Raw genomic sequence first — 12,097 nt, 5'->3', positions numbered from 1 at the left:
TTAGGAATATTTTTAATATACAGCAGAATACATCCGTCAGGAGTCAGAAGTAAAATTCGCTCTGCGTCTGGCTTTGAGACAACGCGCGTTGTACTTCATTTACTTGCAATGTGCTGTAATATTTGACAATTTTATTAAATTGAATTTAACTTTTGATAAAGTAGTTGCAAAAGAATCTCATTTATGAGAAAGTATCATAGCAAAATCCACAATACGTTGTCAAATTCATCTACTGACAAAAATTTGAAATGTTTTCATGATGACCTTTCAAACACTTCTGGGAGCAAAAATGATAAAATTCCGTTACATTAGTCTAACTTTTGCTACTGCGGCAATCATCTCTCTAAGTTCTTGTGCCGATACGCCAACCGCACAAAAGTCAACCGCACCAACTGCTAGTTCCAGCTCCCCAACTACTGAGGCAGTTAGTCACAGCGGACACAGCAGCAAAAAGCAAATCAACATCAACAGTGCTATTCTGTCAGAGTTGGATAAGTTTGAGGCACAGCTTGGTGTTCCGGCATTATCACATAAAATTCAGGCAAGCCGTCCTTATAGCAGTCCTGAGGACTTGGTTTCTAAAAAGGTGATTACCCAGGAGCAATTTGACCAAATAAAAGACCAGGTAACTGTTCAGGAAGTGGTGCTCGCTGGGGAAGCAAAAGATGTTGACTACATGACCAAACTGGGGTTAATGAAAGGACACCTTTTGGTAGCAAAAGAACTGTTGGATCAGAATCAACCGAAACAGGCAGAACCTCATATTGGACATCCGGTTGAAGAGATTTATGTTGATGTAGAAGAGCAATTAAATGAGCGCAAAGTCAAAGAATTTAAGACATCTTTAATTAGTTTGCAAGATTTCGTCAAATCTAACCCTAAAAGTGCCAAAGTTAAAACTGATTTTGCCTCTTCCATGCAATCTGTTGATAGCGCGATGACAGCTTTACCAGCAGCTCAACGCTCGCAACCTAGATTCGTGCTACAGGTGATGAACGCTTTGCTAGATGCAGCTAACTCAGAATATGGTGCGGCGATCGCAGATGGGAAAATTTCCGCAGCCATTGAATATCAAGACTCCCGTGGCTTTGTCAACTACGTTAACGACTTATACAAAGGGATTGCTAGCAAAATGTCTCAAGAGCATCCCGAAGAACACAAAGCGATTGAAACTAGTATGGCTGAACTGACAAAAGTTTGGCCCTCTGCCATTCCACCAGCTAAACCAGTTCAGACTCCCGAAGATGTCACCAAGCTGGTGAAAACGATTGAGCAAAATTCTCAAAAAGTGATTGACAACTCTAACACTCAAGCGCAGCGATAGTAATATGGTAGGTCAGGAAGAGTTGCATAATCTTGAACTGAAAAAGATGTTACGCGATTTCAACTAACGATTATTAGTCATTAGTTATTAGTAAAAATCAAGTGACTAATAACTAATAACAAAGGACAAAGGACAAAAAATGAACTTTAGTGCTGCCTTACCCACTTTTGTGATTACACTCCGAGAAGGAGTAGAAGCTGCTCTCGTAGTTGGCATTGTGCTAGCTTTGCTAAAAAAAGCTAAACAACAGCGACTAAGCCCTTGGGTCTATGCTGGTGTCGGCGTTGGCATCGTTGTCAGCGCACTGATAGGTTTTTTGTTCACTTGGATAGTTCAAGCACTAAGTGCAATTAATCCCCAATATTCATCAGTGGTTGAGCCATTGATGGAAGGTGTGTTCAGCGTGTTAGCAATTGCTATGCTTAGCTGGATGCTCATTTGGATGACCAAACAAGCCAAATTTATGAAGGCTCAGGTTGAAGGAGCGCTAACAGATGCCCTAAAGCAAGACTCGTATGCTGGTTGGGGTGTTTTTACTTTAGTATTTGTTGCCGTTGTGCGCGAAGGCTTTGAAACTGTTCTGTTCATCGCTGCTAACTTTCAACAGGGTCTTATTCCTAGCCTTGGTGCTCTTGGTGGGATTGCAGTCGCGGCTGCAATTGGCGTGCTGTTATTTCAATGGGGCGTTAAAATTAACATTCGCCAATTTTTCCAGGTCATGGGCGTTTTCTTAGTGTTGATTGTGGCTGGGCTAGTGGTGACAGCTTTGCATAAGTTTGACGAAGCTTTTGCTACCCTTGCTCTGAGCAATCGCGCCTCAGAAAGTCTTTGTTTTTATTACGAACGGTTTACTAAAATTCACTCTTGCATCTTGGGTCCAATGGTTTGGAATACTTCCAATATCTTGCCCGACGAACAGTTCCCTGGCGTTGTTCTTAAAGCCTTATTTGGGTATAGACAATATCTTTATGTTGTGCAAGCAGTGGGATATGTTGTGTTTTTGGTAACAGTTGGTGGTTTGTATTTCCGCAGCATCATGGGTACAGGAAGTGCTAGTGCTAAAAATCAGCCAGTTGCACAAAAATAGAGACTGGATAGTGGGTAGTGGATAGTGGATAGTGGATAGTAGGAAAAACAACTAACAACTAATACCAATTCACTAAAACTATGATACAGATAAAGAAGGAATAAATATCAACGAGCAAAGATGGCTGGAGTCACCAAAGTAGAAATATATGAGTCAGCAGAAGAATTACAGGAACTGCTGAGAAAACAAAAAATAGTATCAAGTCGTGAACGGATTCAAGCGTTGTATTTGCTGAAAATAGGTCATGTAAAAACAATACAGGATGTAGCGGTGGTGCTAGGGAGAGCAAGGGTAACGGTACAAAGATGGTTGAAGGACTATACCGAATCAGGAATAAAAGGTTTATTGTCAACGAAAAAGAGTCCAGGAAGACCGCCAATGATTAACTTACAAGCAAGAGAGCAGCTAGACAGAGAACTTCAACAGCCACAGGGATTTAAAAGTTATGAAGAAATACGAACTTGGTTAAAAGCAGTGGAAGGGATAGAAGCATCATATAAAGTAGTACACGACACAGTGCGCTATCAAATGAAAGCGAAGCTAAAAGTACCGCGAGCCGTAGGTGTCAAATACGATAGTGAAGCAGAATTGGAATTTAAAAAAAACTGCCACAATACCTAGAAGTAATTAAAAAACACATCATAGCACCAGTCGATAAACAAAAAAAAATTAGATATTGGTGTGGAAACGAAAGCCGTGTGGGGTTGAAGACTGAACCTGGGAGATTAATTACGACAAAAGGAGTCAAGCCCATCGGCATTATGCAATGGAAGCGGGATAATTTTTATTTATATGGATTAGTAGAACCATTAACTGGAGAGCATTTTATTTGGGAATTCTCTCATTTAAATACAGCTTGTTTCAATATTTTTTTAGAAAAATTCTCAGAGACTTATTCTCAAGATATACATATTCTTCAGTTAGATAATGGAGCGTTTCATTTTAGTCAGCATCTCAAACTACCAGAAAATATAGTTTTGTTATTTCAGCCTCCGCATACACCTCAAGTTAATCCAATTGAAAGATTGTGGGAGGAGGTTAAAAGGCATTTAACTTGGGAAAGCTTCTCAACTTTAGATGAATTAAGAGAATTTATTTGGAAGCGATTGGAACAATTAAACACATCAATCGTTGCTTCTATTACAGGTTGGGATTTTATTCTTGATGCTTTATTTGTATCAGGCTTTTCGTGAAATGGTATAACAACTAACCACTACCAACTAACAATGACCAAGATTTGTGTCAAAGAGTTATTCATATATCCATTTAAAGGGTTAAGTTCTCACAAGTGGGTTAGCGTTCGCGTAGCGTCTCCGTCAGGAGAAGCTCCTCCTTCGGAGGCTCGCGTTGAGGTGCAAGTTGGATATGGCATCAGGGGCGATCGCTCTTTTGCGTTAATGTTCAAAGAAGACGCCCAATATCCCGACTCTACAAAAGTCCCGTGGATGAAAAAGCAACACTTCGCCATGCAAAATGACTGGGCAGGACTAGCGGCGTTAGATTGTTCCTACGAAGCAGGTACTGAGACTTTAACAGTAAAGCGCAAAGGCGTAGAGTTATTAGTTGCTGATACGCATAGCCCTACAGGACGCGATCGCATTGCTGCCTTTTTCACAGGATACTTAGCAGGAATTTATCCCAGCCAAACAGCCAGACATCCAAACCACGCACCCTTGCAGCTTGTGGGAGAGTATGGCAAAACTCGCTATCCCGACCGGGAAGCTGTGCATATTTCTCTTGTCAGTCAGGCAACCCTTGACCATTTGAGTGAGATAGCAGGACTTCAGGTGGATGTCCGGCGTTTCCGCCCCAATATTGTTTTAGATGGTGTACCAGCCTGGGGAGAATTTGACTGGGTGGGCAAAGAAATGCAACTTGGTACAGCCCGAATTGCCATTACAGCTAGGATTAATCGCTGTTTAAATATAGAAGTCAATCCCGAAACAGGAGAACGAGATATCTCCCTGCTTTCTTTGCTAAAAAAGCATTTTCAACACACACAAACAGGTGTTTTGGCACAGGTCATTACCAGTGGTCATGTGGCAATTGGCGATAATGTCAGTCGTGTTGAGTGAAGACTTGATTTAGTTAGCGGAACGACTCAGTAATGACTGTGAGTGCTATCGTGCAAAACAGGATAAGTCCTAACCGCCAAACTAAATCTAAGAATATCGACCATAGTATTGGCGGATAAATGCACCCTCGACTACAGCAAGCGAGGGGCAGTTGCAACAGTTCTACTCCATGTAAGTAGGGGTAGAATTGGGAGTGATATCTTCATTGGGAGCTTGAGAAGATGGAGAATTCACACTAATAAGAATCAAGACGATAGCTGCAATGATGAATAGCAGCCAATTAGGAGATGGCGCGACATCTCGAACGTCGTACGATTCCCGACAGTGAGGACAAAAGTAAATATTGCGATTTTGAGGATGTTGCTCAAAACGGCAAGGAGGAAAAGGGTGATCTTGGTATTTACAGCTCATACAGAGAAACCTCCCAGTAGTTACTAGTTTTATAGAAAATCTTCATGTCAAACGAATATTAAGCAAAAAGCCGGGAAGCGCTTTCATCACTTCACCAACTTGTAAACGTCTGGTTTATCGAAAGCCAAATGTCTCATCATTTGCAGATATTTTATTGTGTTAGCAACCGCCTGGAGTCAGTTATCGGAAGGACTCAAAAATCACTGTTATTGCTATCAAACAAAACAGGATAAGTCCCAACCGCCACACCCAAGTGAATACGAACGGCAATAACGTGAAGGCGAAATGTACTGCACCAAAACTCATTGAGGCAATGTAGGCGATCGCCAAGCCAAATAATGCCAGTAGAAAATATTTGAGGAAACGAGAAACTAATCTCAATAGACGACTGTCTTGCTGTGGTTTCATCTTTCTTAGACTCCTTAATAAAATGAATCTACGCAAAAAGCCGGGAAGTGCCTTAATCACTTCTCCGGCTTGTAAACTTCTCGTTTATAAAAAGCCAAATGTCTCATAACTTGCAGATATTTAGTTTTGCTATTAACTCTACCCAAGCTATGTGTTTTCTCTACTGTTAGGTAGCTGTGGGTATTGGATGTAGCTTTTTAGGTTTTTTTGCGGGACACCCTCCATCCAATCCAATTTTCTAGAATTTGTTCGTACATCTGTTGAATTTCCTCCAGTTCCTTCTTATCAAGATGGTAGCGGTGACTCGTGTGTCCACCCAGTTCAACGATGGTTTCGTAATTACCCTTTTTGCTACGGGTGATGAACTCACCATGTTGAGTGACCGACAACGTCTCAATCAGTAGAAAGCTCATGTGAGAAAAAACCGGGTGCAATTCAATCAAGCAGGATTGCTGCGGAAAAATGTCTTGCTTTCCTTTGTCTTGTAGTGTGACCATAGGCAACGCTTCCGGAGGCGTATCTCCAAACTTTAAGTGCATTTTGATGCCATTGGAACCGCTAAAAAATTCAGGAAATCGTGAGCGTGAGAAGGTCATATCAGTTCAGTTTCTCCGTAACGTTGACCGTTAGTCTCGACTACTGTTACCTAATTGAGTGATGGAAAGCTGCAAACTACTTACATCCACTTCTTTCCTCACGTATATATACCTTACCTATAATCATAAACATATTTTCTTTGCCTAGCAACTATTGAAAATTTTAATTTCCCAAAATATGGGGTTATGTGAAGTATTATTTACTTCGAGTGCTATTTTTTCTCACATTGCTAGAATTGTCCCGTCCTGTTTTACATAGAAAACCGTTTGAGAAATGAACCAGATAAAAAGATAACGCCTACGCATTTCCAGGAATTCCTGTGATTTTGTAGGTAAAACGTGTTTAAACAAGCTCAAATCCCTTTTTAAGGGCTATATTTGGGAAATTGTCTGGTTTATCGGTATCCTACTAGCGGGACTCAATTGCCTAAGGCATTGCTATCGATGATCTCGTATAACCTTATGACTGCTGGGCATCAGCAGAATATAGTCTTTCTCACATAGATGTGAGAAAAAAATAAAGTGAAAAATAAAAAACAAGACCGAGTCACAAAGTCCAAACAAATACTCTTTTCTAGGCTATTGAGCCATGCTATAAGGGATTATCTCACATACTAATATGTTGTGTGGAGCAAGGGTGAAATGGAGAACGCTGCCTATATGTCTCAGCTTCCAGAAAGTTTTATTACAGAGGTAGCAACCAGGTCTGGTGTTACTCAAACAGAGCTAGATGCCTTGCTGCTGGCATTAAATGACTTCTCAGGTGCTGAGATAGCTTCCAGGTTGGAGATTTCCCAAGCAGCCGTGAGAAAAAGATTAGGAGAGAGCTACCGCAAATTTGGTATAGAAGGTAGTGGTAACAAAAAACTCAATAACATCAAGCAAAAGCTATTAACCCAATACCAAATAAGTAAAGCAATTAGCAGGACACCGCGTGAGGATTGGGGAGAAGCCGTAGATGTCGAGGGTTTTTGGGGTCGAGAAGAGGAAATTGTTAAGTTAGAGCAGTGGATTGTAGGAGATAGTTCCCAGCGCTGTCGATTGGTGGCGGTGCTAGGCATAGGAGGTATTGGCAAGACAGTTCTAGCAGCACGGGTTGCCAAAAAAGTACAGCAAGATTTTGATTACCTCTTTTGGCGATCGCTTCACAACGTTCCACATTTAGGAGATCTTCTCACACAGCTACTACAGTTTTTACCTAAAGAAGCTGAACCTGACTTGCCAGATAACGATAACAGCAAAATACTACGGCTGATTGATGTTTTAAGAAAACACCGTTGTTTGGTGATTTTGGATAAAGTGGAAGCCGTGCTACGCAGCGGTGAAGGCAAAGCTTACGAAAGGGCGGGAGAGTACCAACAAGGGTATGAGAAATACGGCTATTTCTTTAAGAAAGTGGCAGAAGCAGGACATAAGAGTTGTCTGCTGCTAACGAGCCGGGAAAAGCCTAAGCAAGTCGCAATACTGGAGGGGAAAAAGCTGCCAGTAAAGGTATTGCATCTTTTGGGACTGAACCGAGAAGACGCTAGTGCAATACTGAAAGATAAGGGATTTTCTTGTTCAGATGCCGAGTTAAGCGAATTAGTGGAACGATACTCCGGCAACCCTTTAGCGTTAAAGATGGTCGCTACCACAGTCTACGACTTATTTAGCAATAACATTGCTGAATTTTTAAAACAAATTCACCAAGAAACAGCAGTTTACGGAGATATTCGGACTCTTTTAGACCAGCAATTTAATCGCCTGTCAGAGTTGGAAAAACAACTGATGTACTGGCTGGCAATTCATCGCGAGTATGTTTCCCTAACAGAACTCAAAGACAACCTGATTACACAGGAACCTGCAACCAGAGTATTAGAAGCTGTAGAGTCTTTGTTGCGGCGATCGCTCATTGAAAAAGAAGCAGATTCCAGTAGGTTTGGTCAGCAGTCTGTGGTGGTGGAGTATGTCATAGAGCAATTGATTGAAAAGACTTATCAAGAAATCTGCCAAGGAAACTGTCTGGGATTTGTTGACAATTATCCACTGATGAAGGCACGCTCGCTTGATTATATCCGCAAAACACAAGAGCGATTAATTCTTGAACCAGTCAAAAAGAAACTACTCAGTACTTTTGGCAAAGAACTAGAACCCAAGTTACGTAGGATGCTAGCCAACTTACAACAGCAATCTCCACTACAGAAAGGATATGCTGCCGGCAACCTAATCAATCTGCTGCGTCAACTTCAGCTTGATGAATCACAAATTGATTTGAGTGGGCGGGATTTTTCCAATTTAGCTATTTGCCAAGCATATCTTAAAGATGTCAATTTACAGGATACTAGCTTTACAAACGCTGACCTGACTGGTTCGGTATTTACTGAAACACTATCAAGTTTGGTATCAGTTAGATTTAGTCGTGATGGAGAGTTTTTTGCCACAGGTGCGATTAATGGAGAAATTCGTCTGTGGCGAACTTCAGATACCAAACAACTTCGTATCTATAGAGCACATACTGCTTGGGTTTGGTCATTTGCCTTTAGTCCAGATAGTCAACTCCTAGCTAGTGGCAGTGCAGATTACACTATTAAACTCTGGGATGTACACACAGGCGAGTGTCTTCATACATTTAAAGAACATACCAATAAAGTATATTCCGTTACTTTTAGCCCAGATAGTTACATCTTGGCAAGTGCTAGTGAAGACCAAACCATTAAACTGTGGGATGTACACACTGGAAGTTGCTTGAAAACTCTCAAAGGTCATACCAATTGGGTTTGGTCAGTCACCTTCAATCCTGTTGACCACAACACCATTGCCAGTAGCAGCGCCGACAGTACAATCAAGCTTTGGGATATCAACACAGGTGAATGCCTGAAAACCTTAAAAGGACATAGTAGCCAGGTTTACTCTGTGAGTTTTAGTCCAGATGGGCAACTACTAGCTAGTAGCAGTGAAGACCAAACCATCAAACTTTGGGATCTTCTGACAGGAAAATGTAGGAAAACACTGAATGAACATAATGGACATAGCAAAAAAGTCTACTCTGTACGCTTTAGCCCTGATGGGAAAACCATTGGTAGCTGTAGCGAAGACCGGACAATCAAATTGTGGGACATTGATACAAGTAAATGTTTAAGAACCTTACGAGGGCATAATAGCCAGGTGTGGGCGATCGCCTTTAGTCCCGATGGACACACACTCATCAGCAGCAGTGATGACCAAACAGCAAGACTTTGGGATGTGGCAACAGGTAATTCTCTTAATGTATTGCAAGGCTACACCCGTGGTGTGTATTCAGTAGCATTTAGTCCAGACAGCCAAGTTCTTGCAAGTGGTCTTGATGACCACACAATCAGACTATGGGACTTGCATACAAATGAATGCCACTTTATAGGAGAACATCAAGGACGCATTCGCTCTGTTGCCTTTAGTCCAGATGGGCACATTCTCGCTAGTGGCGGTGCTGACAATACTATCAAGCTTTGGGACCTTACAGACATTGGCAACAGCAAATGCATCCGGACGCTTAGAGGACATACCAACTGGGTGTGGACAGTGGTTTTCAGCCCAGATGGGCAAACTATTGCCAGCAGCAGCGAAGACCGAACTGTTCGAGTATGGGATACTCACACAGGTGAGTGTCTCAAAATATTGGAAGGACATAGCCACTGGGTCTGGACGGTTGCTTTTAGTCCCAATGGTAGTACCCTTGCCAGTGGCAGTGCTGACAGTACAGTTAAGCTTTGGGATGTTCGCACAGGAGAATGTATTGCGACTTTAGCAGACCACAAAAACTTAGTTTGGTCAGTTGCATTTAGTCCCAATGGACAGTTTCTGGCAAGTGGTAGCGAAGACCAGACTGTTAGGCTATGGAACCTAAACACAGGCGAATGTTACAAAATTCTCCAGGAACACAGTCAACAAGTTTACTCAGTGGCTTTTAGCCCAGATGGCCAGACCCTTGCCAGTGCAAGTGGTGATGCCACAGTCAAGTTGTGGCAAGTTAGCACAGGTGTCTGTTTAGACACGCTTACACGGGGACACACAGGAGCGATTCGTTCGGTGGCGTTTAGTTGTGTTCGCGCAGCGTCCCCAGAGGGGTTTGGTCGGTTACTTGCAAGTGGTAGTGAAGATGAAAATATTCAGCTTTGGGATGTACAAAAGTGTAGCCGACTGCGCCAACTCAAGTCTGACCGACTTTACGAGCGTATGGAAATTACAGGGATTACTGGTCTAACAGATGCAGAGAAATCTTCTTTGAAAGCTTTAGGTGCAATGGAAAGTGAGCGCGCGCGCGGACTGTAGCGCCCCAAAGGGCGATGGCGCACAGCGATCGCCTATTTAGATAAGTTTTCTCAATCAGTTGTAGAGCAGGCGAGACGCTTGCTCACAGATCCGTAGCAGGCAAAATACCTGCTATACAGGACGAACGTGCTTTTTTACCGGAAAAAACTCTATGAAGGCAGGTATTAAATAGTGTTATCTTTTGCAACCCCCGAACAAACATCAACATCCATCCCTCTCAACCAGTTAAAAATAGTCCTTGTGGGTGAAGTCCTCAAATACAGAAGCTTTAATGGCGCTAACAAAGCTTTACCCGTTCTCGCTTCTAGTTTGTACAACGCTGGATTCACCAAAGTCGTGCAGTTAGACTTGGAACGTCCCGACCTTTCTATGAAAGATGTCCTGCATGAAGTTACTGACGCTCATTTGGTTATCTTTGCAGGTTGCATGACTCCTCAGTGGCAGGAAATTGACGAACACACCAAACAAGTTTTTGATTATCTGCAAAGTTTGGGTAGAAAAAACGTGCCAATTCTGGTTGGAGGGTATGCCACAAAGGGGGTGGAGGATATTGCACAAATCACTCCTTGGATAACTGCATTTTGTGATGGCGAGGGTGAAAAGTCAATCGTCGAAATTGCTCATGCCGTTGCTAGAGGGACTTTCTATAAAGATATGCCTCACTTACCAGGATTGTGTTTCGTAGATAAAGAAAGAAAATTCTGCCATTCCACTCCGAGTGCAGGTAAGATCTGGTTCCATCGTTCCATAGCCCCTAGGGTAAGCAACTTTGATGAGATTGACCAAAACTTAGGTCTTGTCCATGTTCCCCAAATTCATAACATGGACATATTTAAATCTCAGGATGGGAAACAATTGAAAACAGCCCAACTCTTCACCCAAAGGGGATGTCCTTGGGGCTGCGGATTCTGTAACAAAAGTACTGAAAGCAATCACGTTGTCAGGTTGAGTGAGGAATCTTTCCGCAGGCAATTAAGACAACTCAAACAGCGTGGATACGAAGCAGTTTATCTGGATGTTGACACCTTTACAGTTCACGAAAAAGCAGCAAGGCGAGAAGCAGAAATCCTCAAGCAGGAAGGATTTGTTTGGGGATCAAATACAAGAATCGACAAGATTGACTATGAACAGATGTGCTACCTAGTGGAGCATAACTGTGTGTATATGTTCTTTGGCGTAGAGCATACTCTGCCAGAAGTCTCGCTAGCAATCCATAAATTTAATGGCTCCCTCCAAAGTCAAATCAAGCAAGCACAAGATTACCCAGCAAAGGTTAAGAAAGTCTTTACAGACATGGGTAAAGCTGGGTTGCCAAGCAGCTACTTTATCATCTTGGGATTACCTAAGGCAAAACTTGATAAGGATAAAACAGAGGTTGTGGGTTATGAACCAACAACTTTTGAAGACGACATGAGTGCCATCCGCTTTGGACTCCAAGAGTGCAACCCAGATTTTCTGAATTTCAATATGCTGAGATTTATGCCTGGTAGTATTGCGGCTGATATGCCAGATCATCCAAGTTACTCGTGTGTGCGTCCTTCAGGAAAAAAGCCAATTACTGCTGGATACTTTTTACCAAGAGCTGCAAAGCATTATGGCTACCATATTCCCCAAAATCATGGAGTTTATCGGCTGTGTGAGTCGGTTGGGAGGAACCAACCCACTACTGTAGCAATGAATGCTCAAAGAGTTTACGAAACCATTCGTTGTACTATGGAACTGATTAACGCTAAGATTGATGCTGGGGGAAAACCCACAAAATTGTTTCTTGATAGAGATTTGCTGGCTTTTGGTTTAGTTGAAACAGATGAAAAGGGAAGGTATAAAATTGCTTCTCTAGAGGATTTTGTCGGTATTTAAGTAGATAATAATAACTATATATCCTGGGTTCGTTTTACCATAACTCCGT

10 protein-coding genes are annotated in these 12,097 nt (G+C 42.2%); 7 read left to right on the top strand and 3 right to left on the bottom strand.

Going from position 1 to position 12,097, the window contains the following annotated elements; genetic code table 11:
• Positions 1-289: 289 nt before the first annotated feature.
• The 5 genes from MAS10914_RS0103690 to MAS10914_RS0103670 all read left to right on the top strand — a co-directional run bounded on the left by MAS10914_RS0103690 (position 290) and on the right by MAS10914_RS0103670 (position 4,486).
• Complete coding sequence (locus MAS10914_RS0103690; RefSeq protein ID WP_026082315.1) at positions 290-1,324, top strand: ComEA family DNA-binding protein; 1,035 nt, start codon at positions 290-292, stop codon at positions 1,322-1,324.
• 139 nt (positions 1,325-1,463) lie between these two features.
• Positions 1,464-2,411 (top strand): FTR1 family iron permease, encoded by a 948-nt coding sequence (locus MAS10914_RS0103685; protein WP_017314549.1) that lies wholly within the window; start codon positions 1,464-1,466, stop codon positions 2,409-2,411.
• Between the two features lie 120 nt (positions 2,412-2,531).
• Complete coding sequence (locus MAS10914_RS0103680) at positions 2,532-3,032, top strand: helix-turn-helix domain-containing protein (protein ID WP_017314015.1); 501 nt, start codon at positions 2,532-2,534, stop codon at positions 3,030-3,032.
• Positions 3,017-3,604 carry an IS630 family transposase gene (locus tag MAS10914_RS0103675; protein ID WP_332248791.1) on the top strand — a complete coding sequence of 196 codons (588 nt, stop codon included), beginning with the start codon at positions 3,017-3,019 and terminating at the stop codon, positions 3,602-3,604. The genes MAS10914_RS0103680 and MAS10914_RS0103675 overlap by 16 nt, the downstream gene beginning before the upstream one ends.
• A 33-nt stretch (positions 3,605-3,637) precedes the next feature.
• Positions 3,638-4,486: an MOSC domain-containing protein gene (locus MAS10914_RS0103670; protein WP_017314548.1), complete on the top strand. Its 849-nt coding sequence runs from the start codon at positions 3,638-3,640 to the stop codon at positions 4,484-4,486.
• Between the two features lie 162 nt (positions 4,487-4,648).
• On the opposite strand, the gene MAS10914_RS0103665 is transcribed toward MAS10914_RS0103670, so the two are convergent.
• From MAS10914_RS0103665 to MAS10914_RS0103655, 3 genes are all read right to left on the bottom strand, one after another.
• Positions 4,649-4,897, bottom strand: a complete 249-nt coding sequence (locus MAS10914_RS0103665) for a hypothetical protein (protein ID WP_017314547.1) — start codon at positions 4,895-4,897, stop codon at positions 4,649-4,651.
• 180 nt (positions 4,898-5,077) lie between these two features.
• Positions 5,078-5,305, bottom strand: coding sequence for a hypothetical protein (locus MAS10914_RS0103660; protein ID WP_017314546.1), 228 nt, complete (start codon positions 5,303-5,305; stop codon positions 5,078-5,080).
• Between the two features lie 197 nt (positions 5,306-5,502).
• A complete protein-coding gene (locus MAS10914_RS0103655; protein ID WP_017314545.1) occupies positions 5,503-5,901 on the bottom strand; it encodes a hypothetical protein in 399 nt (132 codons plus the stop codon).
• A 642-nt stretch (positions 5,902-6,543) separates the two neighbouring features.
• Here MAS10914_RS0103655 and MAS10914_RS0103650 point away from each other — a divergent pair.
• Positions 6,544-10,188, top strand: coding sequence for a WD40 domain-containing protein (locus MAS10914_RS0103650; RefSeq protein WP_017314544.1), 3,645 nt, complete (start codon positions 6,544-6,546; stop codon positions 10,186-10,188).
• Positions 10,189-10,359: 171 nt separating this feature from the next.
• A complete protein-coding gene (locus MAS10914_RS0103645; RefSeq protein WP_017314543.1) occupies positions 10,360-12,048 on the top strand; it encodes a B12-binding domain-containing radical SAM protein in 1,689 nt (562 codons plus the stop codon).
• Positions 12,049-12,097 lie beyond the last annotated feature (49 nt).

This window comes from Mastigocladopsis repens PCC 10914 (assembly GCF_000315565.1).
In the GTDB taxonomy this organism is placed as follows: Bacteria; Cyanobacteriota; Cyanobacteriia; order Cyanobacteriales; family Nostocaceae; genus Mastigocladopsis; species Mastigocladopsis repens.
The sequence above is the reverse complement of the archived record's forward strand: the minus strand, read 5'-3'. Positions and strand labels throughout refer to the sequence as shown.

What these genes read in the sequence shown, in the direction of transcription:
- MAS10914_RS0103685 (WP_017314549.1), top strand. Translation starts at nt 1,464, where the DNA reads ATGAACTTTAGTGCTGCCTTACCCACTTTTGTGATTACACTCCGAGAA.
- MAS10914_RS0103680 (WP_017314015.1), top strand. Translation starts at nt 2,532, where the DNA reads ATGGCTGGAGTCACCAAAGTAGAAATATATGAGTCAGCAGAAGAATTA.
- MAS10914_RS0103690 (WP_026082315.1), top strand. Translation starts at nt 290, where the DNA reads ATGATAAAATTCCGTTACATTAGTCTAACTTTTGCTACTGCGGCAATC.
- MAS10914_RS0103660 (WP_017314546.1), bottom strand. Translation starts at nt 5,305, where the DNA reads ATGAAACCACAGCAAGACAGTCGTCTATTGAGATTAGTTTCTCGTTTC.
- MAS10914_RS0103650 (WP_017314544.1), top strand. Translation starts at nt 6,544, where the DNA reads ATGGAGAACGCTGCCTATATGTCTCAGCTTCCAGAAAGTTTTATTACA.
- MAS10914_RS0103665 (WP_017314547.1), bottom strand. Translation starts at nt 4,897, where the DNA reads ATGAGCTGTAAATACCAAGATCACCCTTTTCCTCCTTGCCGTTTTGAG.
- MAS10914_RS0103655 (WP_017314545.1), bottom strand. Translation starts at nt 5,901, where the DNA reads ATGACCTTCTCACGCTCACGATTTCCTGAATTTTTTAGCGGTTCCAAT.
- MAS10914_RS0103670 (WP_017314548.1), top strand. Translation starts at nt 3,638, where the DNA reads ATGACCAAGATTTGTGTCAAAGAGTTATTCATATATCCATTTAAAGGG.